11 protein-coding genes and 3 tRNA genes are annotated in these 14,014 nt (G+C 60.4%); all 14 read right to left on the bottom strand.

The features are described 5' to 3' along the window. Positions 1–48: 48 nt before the first annotated feature. The gene (locus tag BK670_RS03785) at positions 49–1,020 is read right to left on the bottom strand and encodes an XdhC family protein (protein ID WP_123448665.1); all 972 of its coding nucleotides are present in this window, start codon (positions 1,018–1,020) and stop codon (positions 49–51) included. A gap of 1 nt (position 1,021) precedes the next feature. Further along, on the bottom strand, positions 1,022–2,257 hold the full coding sequence (locus BK670_RS03780) for a c-type cytochrome (protein ID WP_123448664.1): 1,236 nt from the start codon (positions 2,255–2,257) through the stop codon (positions 1,022–1,024). A gap of 2 nt (positions 2,258–2,259) precedes the next feature. Beyond that, positions 2,260–2,799 carry a (2Fe-2S)-binding protein gene (locus tag BK670_RS03775; RefSeq protein WP_038369461.1) on the bottom strand — a complete coding sequence of 180 codons (540 nt, stop codon included), beginning with the start codon at positions 2,797–2,799 and terminating at the stop codon, positions 2,260–2,262. Next, entirely contained in the window at positions 2,792–5,623 is a 2,832-nt protein-coding gene (locus BK670_RS03770) for a xanthine dehydrogenase family protein molybdopterin-binding subunit (protein ID WP_123448663.1), read from the bottom strand. The genes BK670_RS03775 and BK670_RS03770 overlap by 8 nt, the downstream gene beginning before the upstream one ends. Positions 5,624–6,120: 497 nt before the next feature. Continuing rightward, positions 6,121–6,197 (bottom strand) — tRNA-Asp (locus BK670_RS03760). Between the two features lie 94 nt (positions 6,198–6,291). Beyond that, a tRNA-Asp gene (locus BK670_RS03755) sits at positions 6,292–6,368 on the bottom strand. Between the two features lie 56 nt (positions 6,369–6,424). Next, positions 6,425–6,500 (bottom strand) — tRNA-Val (locus BK670_RS03750). Between the two features lie 216 nt (positions 6,501–6,716). After that, positions 6,717–7,493: an SDR family oxidoreductase gene (locus BK670_RS03745; RefSeq protein ID WP_123448661.1), complete on the bottom strand. Its 777-nt coding sequence runs from the start codon at positions 7,491–7,493 to the stop codon at positions 6,717–6,719. Then, positions 7,490–8,701, bottom strand: a complete 1,212-nt coding sequence (locus BK670_RS03740; protein WP_123448660.1) for an O-succinylhomoserine sulfhydrylase — start codon at positions 8,699–8,701, stop codon at positions 7,490–7,492. Before BK670_RS03740 ends, BK670_RS03745 begins: the two co-directional genes overlap by 4 nt. Positions 8,702–8,774: 73 nt before the next feature. Then, entirely contained in the window at positions 8,775–10,280 is a 1,506-nt protein-coding gene (gene purF, locus BK670_RS03735) for an amidophosphoribosyltransferase (RefSeq protein ID WP_123448659.1), read from the bottom strand. 41 nt (positions 10,281–10,321) lie between these two features. Further along, a complete protein-coding gene (locus BK670_RS03730) occupies positions 10,322–10,882 on the bottom strand; it encodes a CvpA family protein (protein ID WP_007913461.1) in 561 nt (186 codons plus the stop codon). Between the two features lie 98 nt (positions 10,883–10,980). Next, positions 10,981–11,637 (bottom strand): SPOR domain-containing protein, encoded by a 657-nt coding sequence (locus BK670_RS03725; RefSeq protein WP_123448658.1) that lies wholly within the window; start codon positions 11,635–11,637, stop codon positions 10,981–10,983. Beyond that, positions 11,621–12,928, bottom strand: coding sequence for a bifunctional tetrahydrofolate synthase/dihydrofolate synthase (gene folC, locus BK670_RS03720; protein ID WP_123448657.1), 1,308 nt, complete (start codon positions 12,926–12,928; stop codon positions 11,621–11,623). Before folC ends, BK670_RS03725 begins: the two co-directional genes overlap by 17 nt. Continuing rightward, positions 12,925–13,845 (bottom strand): acetyl-CoA carboxylase, carboxyltransferase subunit beta, encoded by a 921-nt coding sequence (accD, locus tag BK670_RS03715; protein ID WP_123448656.1) that lies wholly within the window; start codon positions 13,843–13,845, stop codon positions 12,925–12,927. Before accD ends, folC begins: the two co-directional genes overlap by 4 nt. Positions 13,846–14,014: the final 169 nt, after the last annotated feature.

Below are 14,014 nucleotides of genomic sequence, written 5' to 3'. Positions count from 1 at the left end.
AAAAGGGGCCGCTGAACAGCGGCCCCTTTTATTCAACACTGAACGGTTTCAGAGTTGGTCTCGGGCAATCCCGCTACGGATGCGCAGGATATCTGCCAGCACAGCCAGCGCGATTTCCGCTGGCGTCTTGCTACCGAGATTAAGGCCAATCGGCGCATGAATCCGCGCCAGCTCAGCCTCGCCCAAACCGCCAATCCTGCGCAAACGCTCGAAGCGCTTCTGCGACGTCTGCAGCGAGCCCATCACGCCAATGTAGAACGCTTCGGTGCGCACCGCTTCCATCATCGCCAGGTCATCGATGCGCGGATCATGGGTGAGTGCCACGACCGCCGTATCGCGATGACAGCCACCGTCAGCAATAAACACCGACGGCAACTGCCGACGAATCTCCACGCCATCCAGCACCACGCCTTCAAGCACCTCGTCACGCGGATCGCAGAGAATCACCTCAAAACCCAATCCAACGGCAAACTCGGCACACGCCTGCGCCACGCTGGAATACCCGGCGAGCAACAAACGCTGCGCCGCACCGACACGAATGCGCACCCGATCAATCTCACGCTCGATCCGCGCACCCTGCTCGCGATCAGCGAACAGACTGCGCGCTCCATTGGCCAGGTCGACCTCGCGAATCAAGCGCCGCTGACCGAGCAGCGCCGACTCCAATTCACGCAGATGCGCCTGCACCTCGCAGTCGGCGTCAAATTTCTCTACCAGCACATCGAGAATGCCGCCGCAGGGCAAGCTGACCCGCGAGCGCGGATCATCACCCTCGCCGTAACGCACGACGTTGACCGCATCAAGAAACGCACCTTCGGCGACGCGCTCGAGAAAATCCTCCTCGACGCAACCGCCGGACAGCGACCCGATCCACTGCCCGCCATCGTTCACCGCCAGCAGCGAACCCGGCGCGCGCGGTGCCGAGCCGTAAGTGGTCAGCACCGTGCAGAGCCAGATGCGCTGCCCCGCCACCGACCACGCCAGCGCCCGACGCACCACTTGCAGATCGAGATGCTGCATGTCAGTGCGCCTTGTGTTCGATGGACGGTGCGTCGGCTTGCAGCTTCTGCACTTCACTCACCGCCAGCTCAGCCGACTGACCACCCCAGCCTTGACGCAGGTAGTTGAGCAGATCAGTCAGTTGCGCAGGACTGAGCTTGTCGGCGAAACCCGGCATCGGTTGCATATGCTCGAAACCGGAGAACTTCTGCTCGCCGATACCGTCCTCGATCACCCGCAACAGGTTGCGTGGGTCTTCCAGACGCAACGTGGTGTTGCCACGCATGGCCACCGCGATATGCGGTTTGCCTTCGCCACCCGCAGCATGGCAACCGGCGCAGACATTCAGGTACTCCTGACGACCGCGCTGGGCACTGGCGCTGAGCTGTTCTACCGGCACTTCAACCAGCGCTTTGGCTGCCGGCGGTTTGTCGCCGAGCAGGAACGTCGCCATCGCCGCCAGATCGCTATCGTTCAGACCTTGAGTGCTGTTGTGAAACACCGGGAACATCTCGTTGAACATCGTCCCCTGCGCACTCATGCCGTGCTTGAGGAACGTGCTCAAATCCTGTTCGTTCCAGCCGCGCGCAGCCAGATCAGTGGCCAGCAGGCTCGGCGCCAGATAACCATTGAGGATGCCGCCGGTGAGGCGCTTGTCCAACTGCATCGCCCCTGGAAGGCCACGCGGCGTGTGGCATTCGCCGCAATGACCAAGCACCTCGACCATGTACTGGCCGCGTTTCCAGGCTTCGCTTTTGCCTTCGGCCGGCTCCAGCTTCAGCGCTTTGCCGTACATCATGTTCCAGCCGATCAGGCCCGGACGCACATTGAACGGAAAGCTCAGGCTGGTAACCGGCGCTGCGCGCTCGATCGGCTCGATGGTTTTCAGGTACGCATGGATCGCGTCAGAATCTGCACGCGGCATCAGGTGATAAGAGGTGTACGGCATCGCCGGATACAGGTTTGCGCCATCACGACGCTTGCCCTCGGTCAGCGCAGCAAAGAACTCGTCATCGCTGTACAAACCAATGCCATGCTCCTTGCTCGGGGTGATGTTGGTGCCGTAGATCGTGCCGAATGGCGAGACGATCGGCAGACCGCCGGCAAACGGCGCACCACCCGCAGCAGCGTGACAGGCCATGCAATCGGCGGCGCGAGCGAGATACTCGCCACGCTTGACCTGATCATCAGCATGGGCAAACAACACCGGCGCAGCGAGGCCAACCGCCAGGGTGAGGCGGGTCAGAAAAAGCTTCATGCTTAACCCTCCTTGACCAGGCCGAGATCGGTCAGCACGTTGCGGGTGGCGTTGTAGTAACGCACGTACCCGGTGCAACGGCAGACGTGATGGCCGAGGCTGTCCTCGATGACTTGTTCGAGCTTGCTTTGCACGGTCGGCTGGCGTTGCAGCTTCTCGACCAACACCGTCGCAGCGTTGACGAAACCTGGTGCGCAGTAGCTGCACTGGAAGGCGAACTCGTCGACGAAGCGTTGCTGGATCGGATTCAGCTCGGTGACCTGGCCGCTCTCGTCACGCTTGGCGTGCGATTCGATGGTGCGGACTTTCTTGCCTTCGAAGTAATGCGCGCCGGTGATGCAGGTGCGCACTTCTTCGCTGGTGCCGTCCGGGTTATCGACGATCACCACGCAGGCGTGACAGATGCCCTGGCCGCAGCCCAGGCGCGAACCGGTGAGGTTTTTGTATTCGTGCAGGTAGTCGATCATCGGCAGGTCATCAGGGATGTCCACCGGGCCGACGGATTGACCGTTGAGGGTCAGTTGAAGCGGACGGTTAGCCATTGAGGGCCTCCTTGATGCGCGCAGCAGTGATTGGCAGGTCGCGAACACGTTTACCGATGGCGTGGGCCACGGCATTACCAATGGCGCCGACGATCGGGATCATCACCACTTCGGCGATGCCTTTGGACGGGTCGCTTGGCGACAGCGGCGGCAGAATCTCAGCAGTCTGCTTCCACACGGCAACGTGACGGGCCATCGGCAAACGGTAACGGTTGAAGTTCCAGTCACCCTCCCCCGGTCCGCCTTCATACAGCGGCATTTCTTCCATCAAGGCGTGGCCGATGCCCATGGCGATACCGCCTTCGAGCTGGCCCTTGACCAATTCTTCGACCAACACACGACCGCACTCGACCCACGAATGGTGGTTGAGCACTTCGACTTCCGCCGAGCCTTTGTTGACCTTCAGCTCGACCAGCGTCGCAACCGGGCTGTAGTAAGTCACGGCGGCGTTGTTCAGCTGAACCACCGGGTAATTGATGTTCTGGCGATCCAGCAGGTGGAAACCCGCCGTGTTCATCAGCGCTTTCTTCGCCTTCGGCGCGCCATCGCCATATTTCACCGCCAGACCGTCAAGCGGCAGACGCTCGCGCACGCCGTCGATGCTGTATTCGGCCTCGGCCCAGCTCCAGCGGTTGAATGCGTGAACGGTAGCGCCGGTCACCAGACCACGCTCGTGAGCGTGTTTGGCCAGCTCTTCGAAACTCAACGGCTGCATGCCGTTGGCCGTGAGTTTGCCGTCGACCCAATGCGCATCTTCGCGACGCACGACGTAAGGGTTGGCTTGACCGCCATAAGGGCCCTGACGCCAGATTTCCATGGCCGCCGGCCACAGACCGTTGTTGAACAGCACGCGTGCCGCTTCACGGGTGGCGTGACTGAAGTAGTAAGCCGAGTTGGTCGCCGACGAGGCCGAAGCCAATTTGCCCACCCAACGCGGGTTGCGCAGCAGATTGTCCTGCTCGGCCTGGCTCATGATGTACGGATTGCCGCTGGTGATCAGCTGCATTTCCTTCCATTCGGTTTCGCCGGTCTTCACTTCGTGTGCCGGGCTGCCGAGGAAATCGGCCACCACCAGGGCTTGCGAGGTGGACATGCCGGTGCCGATTTCGATGCCGATGTGGCGCAGAGTGATGCAACCGTCAGCAGTGAATTCGATGCTGGCCATCGGCGCTTCGGAACCGGTGCCGAAGTCTTTCTGGCAAATGGCAAAACCAACGCCGTACCAGTTGTCCGGGTCGGCCGCTTCGCGCTGCTTCTTGATCGCGTCGCGGTTTTTCCAGACTTCGTGCACCGAAGCCTTGTCGAGAATTTCATGCAGGCGCAGAGCACCGGCCGGGATCGCGCCCTGAGTGTTTTTCATGCCGGAACGCAGGGCGTTCTTGCGGCGCAGATCGATCGCATCGACACCGAGGCGATTGGCGATTTCGTCGACCATCATTTCGGTCGCCGCCATGCTTTGCAGGGTGCCGTAGCCACGCATGGAACCCGCCTCAACACCACGCGAGTGGTAAGCGGTGACCTGCAGATCGTTCTGCGGCATGTAGTAGATCGATTGCGCCGCCGTGGCGCCAACCGCCGCTACCGATGGACTGTAGTTAATCCGGCCACCACCGTCGACGCTCATTTCCGCGCGGAAAATCTTGAAGGTGTAGTCGTTCTTGTCCACCGCCAGTTGGTAGCGGATGTCGAACGGATGACGCTTGATGCCGCTCTGGAACTGCTCGTAGCGGTCGTTGGCCAGACGCACCGGCACACCGGCGCCGTACAGCGCCGCGAGGGCTGCGTAGTAGACGAAGATGTTGTGGTCTTTGGAACCGTATCCGACGGTGTAACCCGGATGCATGTTCAGGTTATCGAGGCCGAAACGCGACGGCGCGATCATCTTCGCGGTCTCGGTCGCTGCCTCCAGCGGGCACTGGGTCGCCACAACGAAATGCAGGGTCTTGGTTTTCGGGTCGTACCAGCCATTGCCGTTGTCCGGCTCCATAGCGGCCGGCTCGATCGACGGGGTCTTGTAGCGCTCATCGAACACCAGCCAATTGTCTGGCGGCGTATCGATCTCTTGCTTCATGCGGTCGGCGTAGAACAGGCCGCGCTCGGTCAGGTTGCCGTGCAGGTTCGGCTGGGAATTCCACACCGGACGACGGTTTTTCAACATCGGGAACAGGATCGAGTCTTTGAGGCTGGCGAATTCGTCTTCGTCGGCCGAGGTCGGGCCGCCGACGCGCACGTAGCGGAAGCTGCCGTAGGGGTCGCCTTCGTAGAACGGCACTTTGGCGCCGTAACGAATCGCTTTGTCATTGAATTTGAGTTTGTTCTTGGCCTGGCGGAAACGCTCGAAGTCGTTCCAGATCAGGATCGCTACCGGGTGACCGATGAACATCGGCACTTTGCCTTCCGGCAGCAACGGATCCGGCGCGTGCTCCTCAGGGAAGACGATGCCGTCCTTGTCCAGATCGGCGGCGGTGACGATGCGGTCAGGCTGCAAGTCAGCGCCGAGCCACGACAGGTCATAGCCGTCGTAGATGCGGTCAGCCTTGATGGTTTTCAGCAGCATGGCGTGGCCCTGTTGCTCAGGCCAGCCCGGCATGTCCTTGGAGCGGATGTCGCGAGCAAAGACTTTGCTGCCGCAGACCTTGGACAGGGCATCGTTGCGCTGACGCGCCTTGCCGTTGTTGCCGAGCCATTTCTCGGACGGCACGGTGACGCTGGTTTCCATCAAGGCAGCCAGCGCCTGACTGCTGAGCGGCGTGAGCGTGACGCTCACACCCGCCACCAGCCCGCCCTGAAGGAACGAGCGCCGGGATATATCACGGTTGGACATGGATCATCCTCTGGGCGGTTATGTGTCCGCCCTTCTGGTTATCTACTGGGAATCTCGAGTCTTGCAGAAGCCCTTTCTGGCGAAACAAAGGGCGTGTTGACAGTGCAAAGCTGACCGAAAGGTTAACTTTAAAGGTTTATCCGCTCGCAGCAAACAACCAGTTACAAAAATTTGACTAAAGAATCAAAAAATCAATGCGACGTGAGACCGCAGCAGATTACCGAAACAATAGATATCTCCCCTGTGGGAGCGAGCCTGCTCGCGAAGGCTTACTGTCAGCCAGCACATTATTAGCTGACACACCGCTTTCGCGAGCAGGCTCGCTCCCACATGGGGATTTGCTTTGGATTCGGGGATAGGGGGAGGAAAAAGAAGAGCAGCCAAATTTCAGGCACAAAAAACCCCGGTCTTTCGACCAGGGTCTTTGCTATCGATTCCGAACCAGCCGATGGCTGTTCTCGGTGCTTCAAGGCGTTCAGTGGTCCTTGGAGCAGATATGGCGCAGCGGACGGGACTCGAACCCGCGACCCCCGGCGTGACAGGCCGGTATTCTAACCGACTGAACTACCGCTGCGTATCGCTTTGAGCTTGCGCTCAAGTAACTCGTTTTGACTGCAAGCTTCGGCGCTTTGCAATCGCGAACCAGACAATGCCTGACTCGTAAAATATGGCGCAGCGGACGGGACTCGAACCCGCGACCCCCGGCGTGACAGGCCGGTATTCTAACCGACTGAACTACCGCTGCGCGTCGGTGCAGGCACTTTCAGCCTACGCTCTTGCTTACGCAAGTCTCTCGGGGAGTGGTGGGTGATGACGGGATCGAACCGCCGACATTCTGCTTGTAAGGCAGACGCTCTCCCAGCTGAGCTAATCACCCGTTTGCATCTCCGAGGCCGCGAAATTTACGCAGGTAGCGAACCTAAGTCAATAGCAGGATTGAAGTTTTTCTAAAAAAGACGAAATTGCTTCAATCCTGCAAAACTGCTTTCGCGGGTAAACCCGCTCCCACAGGGGTATGCATTCCAAATGTGGGAGCGAGCCTGCTCGCGAAGGCGTCAGTTGATTCAACACAAATTCAGGAGAACAAGACGACCTACTCGCTGTAGATCATCTTTTTCGTCATACCACCATCGACGACGAATTCCTGCCCGGTGACAAACCCGGCATTCCTCGACAGCAACCAGGCAACCATCGCCGCCACGTCCTCTACCGTCCCTACCCTGCCCGCTGGATGCTGAGCATGATCGGCATCAGCCAACGGCTCGGCGCGCCGCGCAGAAGGATCGCGCGCATCGATCCAGCCCGGGCTGACCGCGTTGACGCGAATCTCCGGCCCCAGACTGATCGCCAACGCATGCGTGAGCGCCAGCAAACCGCCCTTGCTCGCCGCATAAGCCTCGGTATCAGGTTCTGATTGCCCGGCACGGGTCGACGCCAGATTGACGATCGAACCGTTGTGCGCACGCAGATACGGCGCACAGTGCTTGGCCAACAGCATCGGCCCACTGAGATTCACCGCCAGCACGCGATTCCAGTAAGCCAGGTCGAGGCTTTCCAGGGTGATGTTGTGCGGATCAGCCACTGCCGCGTTGCACACCAAAGCATCGAGACGACCAAACTGCCCCAACACTTCAGCCACGCCGAGCGCCACCTGACTTTCCTCGGCAACGTCCATGGCAATGAACCAGGCATTTTCACCCAGCACCTTCGTCACTTTCGAACCGCGCACACGATCCAGATCGGTCAGCACCACTTGCCAGCCTTCACTGATTAGCCAGGCCGCAATGCCCAAACCGATCCCACGCGCGGCACCCGTAACCAGCGCGACGCGGCCATGGGTACCTGCTGTCGGTGTCGACAACTCGATCACAACGCGGCCAGACCGCGCGCCAGATCGGCTTGCAGGTCAGCGACGTCTTCCAGACCGACCGCGATGCGAATCAGGCTGTCACGAATGCCCGCCGCTTCACGCTCTTGCGGCGCCAGACGGCCATGAGAGGTCGTGCTCGGGTGCGTGATCGTGGTCTTGCTGTCGCCGAGGTTGGCAGTGATCGAAATCAGTCGAGTCGCATCGATGAAGCGCCAGGCGCCCTCTTTGCCACCTTTGACTTCAAAGCTCACTACCGCACCGAAGCCCTTCTGCTGACGCTGGGCCAGTTCGTGCTGCGGATGGCTCTTCAAACCGGCGTAATGGACTTTTTCGATGCCGTCCTGCTGCTCCAGCCACTCGGCCAACGCCTGAGCGTTCGCGCAGTGCGCCTTCATCCGCAGGTTCAGGGTTTCCAGACCTTTGAGGAAGATCCACGCATTGAACGGACTCAGGGTCGGCCCGGCGGTACGCAGGAAGCCGACGACTTCTTTCATCTGCTCACTGCGACCGGCTACCACACCCCCCATGCAACGGCCCTGGCCGTCGATGAACTTGGTCGCCGAGTGCACGACGATATCTGCGCCCATTTTCAGCGGTTGCTGCAGTGCCGGGGTGCAGAAGCAGTTGTCGACTACCAGCATTGCGCCTTTGGCATGCGCAATTTCAGCCAGTGCGGTGATGTCGACCAGCTCGGCCAATGGATTGGACGGCGACTCGACAAAGAGCAGCTTGGTGTTGGACTTGATCGCCGCATCCCAGGCCGATAGATCGGCCAACGGGACGTAATCGACTTCCACGCCAAAACGCTTGAAATACTTTTCGAACAGACTGATGGTCGAACCGAATACGCTGCGCGAGACCAGCACGTGATCGCCGGCGCTGCACAGGCTCATCACCACCGCCATGATCGCGGCCATGCCGGTTGCGGTCGCAACGGCTTGCTCGGCGCCTTCCAGCGCGGCAATACGCTCTTCGAACGCGCGCACGGTCGGGTTTGTGTAACGCGAGTAGACGTTGCCCGGCACTTCCCCGGCAAACCGCGCGGCTGCGTCGGCAGCGGTGCGGAACACGTAGCTGGAGGTGAAGAACATCGGATCACCGTGCTCGCCTTCCGGCGTACGGTGCTGACCGGCACGTACGGCCAGGGTATCGAACGCTACGCCTTCGAGGTCGCTGTCCAGCCGACCGGCATCCCATTCCTGACTCATGCTGTCACTCCTTGCCCTGTTCTTGAAAATTAAATGTCAGATACAAAACCGGCCCCTCAGGGCCGGTAGAAACTCAGTTGTTGTACAGATCGATGATCGCACTGACCGCCTGGGTCTTGACCTTCGAGGCATCGTTGCGTGCCTGTTCGATCTTGTCCAGATACGCCTCGTCGACGTCGCCGGTGACGTATTTGCCATCGAACACCGCGCAATCGAAGTGCTCAATCTTGATCTTGCCGCCGCCGACCGCTTCGATCAAGTCAGGCAAGTCCTGATAGATCAGCCAATCGGCACCGATCAGATCCGCCACGTCCTGAGTCGAACGGTTGTGCGCGATCAGTTCATGAGCGCTCGGCATGTCGATGCCGTACACGTTCGGGAAGCGTACCGCTGGCGCTGCCGAGCAGAAGTAGACGTTTTTCGCGCCGGCTTCGCGGGCCATCTGGATGATTTGCTTGCAAGTGGTGCCACGTACGATCGAGTCGTCGACCAGCATCACGTTCTTGCCGCGGAATTCCAGCTCGATGGCGTTGAGCTTCTGGCGTACCGACTTCTTGCGCGCCGCCTGGCCCGGCATGATGAAGGTACGGCCGATGTAACGGTTCTTGACGAAACCTTCGCGGAATTTCACGCCCAGGTGGTTGGCCAGCTCCAGCGCAGCAGTACGGCTGGTGTCCGGAATCGGGATGACCACGTCGATGTCGTGCTCTGGACGCTCGCGCAGGATCTTCTCGGCAAGCTTCTCACCCATGCGCAGACGGGCCTTGTAGACCGACACGCCATCGATGATCGAATCCGGACGCGCCAGGTAGACGTGTTCGAAGATGCACGGGGTCAGGGACGGGTTGGTCGCGCACTGGCGGGTGTGCAGCTTGCCGTCTTCAGTGATGTAGACCGCTTCGCCCGGAGCCAGGTCGCGAATCAGGGTGAAACCGAGCACGTCGAGCGAAACGCTTTCCGAGGCGATCATGTATTCGACGCCTTCGTCGGTGTGACGCTGACCAAACACGATCGGACGGATGCCATGCGGGTCGCGGAAACCGACGATGCCGTAACCGGTGATCATGGCCACTACCGCGTAACCACCGACGCAACGGTTGTGCACGTCGGTCACAGCGGCAAACACGTCTTCTTCGGTTGGCTGCAGCTTGCCGCGCTGGGCCAGCTCGTGGGCGAACACGTTCAGCAGCACTTCCGAGTCGGAACTGGTGTTGACGTGACGCAGGTCGGATTCGTAGATCTCTTTGGCCAACTGCTCAACGTTGGTCAGGTTACCGTTGTGCGCCAGGGTGATGCCGTAAGGCGAGTTGACGTAAAACGGCTGGGCTTCGGCCGAAGTCGAACTGCCCGCGGTCGGGTAACGGACGTGGCCGATACCCATATGACCGACCAGACGCTGCATGTGACGCTGTTGAAACACGTCACGCACCAGGCCATTGTCCTTGCGCAGGAACAACCGGCCATCATGGCTGGTCACGATACCGGCAGCGTCCTGGCCGCGGTGCTGGAGCACGGTTAGCGCGTCATACAGCGCCTGATTGACGTTCGACTTACCGACGATACCGACGATGCCACACATGCGACGCAACCCCTACTTAATGGATCTGAACTGAACAACACTCACTGAGGCGTTTTCGCCGACGGCAAGAGTTGCTCCTTGAACGGAATATCAGCGGGTACGCTGATTCCGCTGGCAAGCCACTGACTGCTCCACCCGAGAATCAGGTTTTTGGACCAGTCGGCGACCAATAGAAACTTTGGCACGAGCTGTGATTCTTTCCACCACCCGTCCTGCTGTACCGGCCCCAGGCTCAACAGCCCGACCGCCACGACCACCAGCAACACGCCACGCGCAGCGCCGAAGGCCATGCCGAGGAATCGATCGGTCCCGGACAACCCGGTGACGCGAACCAACTCGCCGATAAGATAATTGATCATTGCGCCCACGATCAGTGTGGCGACAAACATGATGGCACAGCCCGCGATCACGCGAGCCGATGGGGTTTCGATATATCCGGCGAGGTACTCGGACAGTGAGCCACCGAACATCCAGGCGACGACTCCTGCGATGATCCAGGTCACCAGCGATAATGCTTCCTTGACGAAGCCGCGGCTCAAACTGATCAAAGCGGAGATGGCGATGATTGCAACGATCGCCCAGTCAACCCAGGTAAATGGCACAGTGCAGCCTACAGACGGATAAGGCGGCGCATTTTAGCAGAGCGCATGCCTCTCGGTAAGCTGCGATTGTCAGTGCATTTCAATCGAGGCGATAGTTTTTAACCGCGCTCAGGCTGGAAGCGCACAACAAACCCCTTGAGGTTCTGCTGACGACCCAGCAGATCACGCAGACGATCGGCTTCTGCGCGCTCGATCAGCGGCCCGACGAACACCCGGTTCTTGCCATCGGCCGAGCGGATGTAGGCGTTATAGCCTTGGCTGCGCAGGGTTTTCTGCAGGCTTTCGGCGCTGGCGCGACTGGACAGACTGGCCAGTTGCACCGACCAGCTCACCGACAGACCATTGGCATCGACGCGACTTTGCGTGGTGTCAGGCTTGGTCGATGCGGAGGTAATAGGCTGGGCAGGCGCAGGAATGGGCTTGGCCACCGCTGGCGGCGCGGCAGGCTTGGCGATCAAAATGGGAGCTGTCGTTGCCGGCGCTGGCGCAACGGGTGCAGCAGGCGCAGTGTCTTCGGCGACTTCTTCATCGGTCGGCACCGGTTCTTGTGGCAAGGCTTGCGGCTCGGGCACGGCCACCGTTTCCATCTGTACTTGCGGCACGGCAGGCGCCTGCGGCGCAGCGGGCGCTTCAACCGTTACCTGACGCTGCTCATCCTGACGGGAAAACAGCATTGGCAGGAAAATCACCGCCAGCGCAACCAGCACCAAAGCGCCAACCATGCGCTGCTTGTACGCTTTATCCAGCAAAGCCATTTGCCGCTTCCTCCGTGGAGCGCCGGGCCAACCATTCAAGGGCCTCGGCGACACAATAAAATGATCCGAACAACAGAATCTCGTCGTCGCTTGTAGCCACGGCGCACTGCCCTTCCAGCGCAGCCGCGACACTGTCGTAAGACGTGACCGCGGCGCCAAGGTTCTGCAATGCAGCGTTTAATTCAGCCACCGGACGGGCGCGCGGCGAATCAAGCGGGGCAACCGCCCAATGCTCGACACTAGCATTCAATTCGCCGACAACACCATCCAGATCCTTGTCGGCCAACAGGCCGAACACCGCCAGACGCTTACCGACCGGCGGCCGCGCGGCCAGACGACGGGCCAGATACTCGGCGGCATGCGGGTTGTGGCCAACATCCAGCAATAGATTCAGGCGCTTGCCATTCCACTCGAAAGAGCGGCGGTCCAGCCGCCCGACCACGCGAGTGGCCTGCAAGGCGGCGACAATCTGCGATGCATTCCACGGCAAGCCGAGCAGCAGATAGGCCTGCAACGCCAGCGCGGCGTTTTCCATCGGCAGATCGAGCAGCGGCAAATCACGCAACTCGACAACCTGACCCTGCGCGTCGGTGCCGCGCCATTGCCAGTGCTGATCGGTAATGCCGAGGTCAAAATCACGCCCGCGCAGGAAAAACGGACAGGCCAGTTCACGCACCTTGTCGAGCAACGGTTGCGGCGGATTCAGGTCGCCGCACAAGGCAGGCTTGCCCTGACGGAAGATCCCGGCCTTCTCGAAAGCCACGGATTCGCGGGTGTCGCCCAGATAATCCGCATGATCGACACCAATGCTGGTGACCAGCGCAATATCGGCATCAACCACATTGACCGTGTCCAGACGCCCACCCAGACCGACTTCTAGCACCACCGCATCAAGACCGGCCTGCTGAAACAGCCAGAACGCCGCAAGGGTGCCCATTTCGAAGTAAGTCAGGGAAGTGTCGCCGCGCCCGGCCTCGACTGCAGCAAAGGCTTCGCACAGCTGCGCGTCAGTGGCTTCGACGCCATTGAGCTGCACCCGCTCGTTGTAACGCAGCAGGTGCGGAGAATTGTAGACACCGACGCTAAGGCCCTGCGCCCGCAGCAATGAAGCCACGAATGCGCAGGTCGAACCTTTGCCGTTGGTGCCGGTGACCGTAATCACCCGAGGCGCCGGCTGGCCCAGCCCCATGCGGGACGCTACCTGTTGTGAACGCTCCAGGCCCATGTCGATGGCCGAAGGATGCAGCTGCTCAAGGTAGGCGAGCCATTCGCCAAGGGTGCGCTCGGTCATAGGCCAGCAGGGACCGGTGGAACCACAATCGGCTCGATTGGCGCGGCGACGAATTTCGGCGTCGGCTTGCCAGTCATTTGTGCCAGCAGGTTACCCAGACGCGGGCGCAGTTCCTGACGATGGATGATCATGTCGATCGCACCGTGCTCCAGCAGGAATTCGCTGCGCTGGAAGCCTTCCGGCAGTTTTTCACGCACGGTTTGCTCGATAACGCGCGGGCCAGCGAAGCCGATCAGGGCTTTAGGTTCACCGACGATCACGTCGCCGAGCATTGCCAGACTGGCGGAAACACCGCCGTAGACCGGGTCGGTCAGCACGGAGATGAACGGAATGCCTTCTTCACGCAGCCGCGCCAGCACCGCCGAGGTCTTGGCCATCTGCATCAGCGAGATCAGCGCTTCCTGCATACGCGCACCACCGGAGGCGGCGAAGCAGATCATCGGGCAGCGGTTTTCCAGCGCGTAGTTGGCGGCGCGGACGAAACGCTCACCGACGATGGCGCCCATGGAACCGCCCATGAAGTTGAATTCGAACGCGGAAACCACCACTGGCATGCCCAGCAAGGTGCCGCTGACGGAGATCAGCGCGTCTTTTTCGCCGGTCTGCTTCTGAGCAGCGGTCAGGCGATCCTTGTACTTCTTGCCGTCGCGGAACTTCAGACGGTCAACCGGCTCCAGATCGGCGCCCAGTTCGTTGCGACCTTCGGCATCGAGGAAAATGTCGATGCGCGCACGTGCGCCGATGCGCATGTGGTGGTTGCATTTAGGGCAAACGTCCAGGGTCTTTTCCAGCTCCGGACGATACAGCACCGCCTCGCAAGACGGGCATTTGTGCCACAGACCTTCAGGGACCGAGCTCTTCTTGACCTCGGAACGCATGATCGAAGGGATCAGTTTGTCTACTAACCAGTTGCTCATGCTTTCTTTCTCCAGTACCGGCGGCTCGAACGCTCTGGTTCGCAGCCCCGCGTATGCCCTTCAGCTAAATTCATGTGTGTGGCGATGATTGGTGGACAGCCACGGTCAGCGCGAAACATGACCTGCGTGCGTTCCAGAAACCCTCAGCCGCGCCTGCTTTGTGCAAGTG

This window comes from Pseudomonas fluorescens, from assembly GCF_003732425.1.
In the GTDB taxonomy this organism is placed as follows: Bacteria; Pseudomonadota; Gammaproteobacteria; order Pseudomonadales; family Pseudomonadaceae; genus Aquipseudomonas; species Aquipseudomonas fluorescens_BE.
The sequence above is the reverse complement of the archived record's forward strand: the minus strand, read 5'-3'. Positions and strand labels throughout refer to the sequence as shown.

Bases quoted from the DNA above. Each gene is read 5' to 3' on its own strand.
- folC (WP_123448657.1), bottom strand. From the start codon at position 12,928: ATGACCGAGCGCACCCTTGGCGAATGGCTCGCCTACCTTGAGCAGCTG.
- BK670_RS03740 (WP_123448660.1), bottom strand. From the start codon at position 8,701: ATGAGTCAGGAATGGGATGCCGGTCGGCTGGACAGCGACCTCGAAGGC.
- BK670_RS03725 (WP_123448658.1), bottom strand. From the start codon at position 11,637: ATGGCTTTGCTGGATAAAGCGTACAAGCAGCGCATGGTTGGCGCTTTG.
- BK670_RS03775 (WP_038369461.1), bottom strand. From the start codon at position 2,799: ATGGCTAACCGTCCGCTTCAACTGACCCTCAACGGTCAATCCGTCGGC.
- BK670_RS03780 (WP_123448664.1), bottom strand. From the start codon at position 2,257: ATGAAGCTTTTTCTGACCCGCCTCACCCTGGCGGTTGGCCTCGCTGCG.
- BK670_RS03785 (WP_123448665.1), bottom strand. From the start codon at position 1,020: ATGCAGCATCTCGATCTGCAAGTGGTGCGTCGGGCGCTGGCGTGGTCG.
- accD (WP_123448656.1), bottom strand. From the start codon at position 13,845: ATGAGCAACTGGTTAGTAGACAAACTGATCCCTTCGATCATGCGTTCC.
- purF (WP_123448659.1), bottom strand. From the start codon at position 10,280: ATGTGTGGCATCGTCGGTATCGTCGGTAAGTCGAACGTCAATCAGGCG.
- BK670_RS03770 (WP_123448663.1), bottom strand. From the start codon at position 5,623: ATGTCCAACCGTGATATATCCCGGCGCTCGTTCCTTCAGGGCGGGCTG.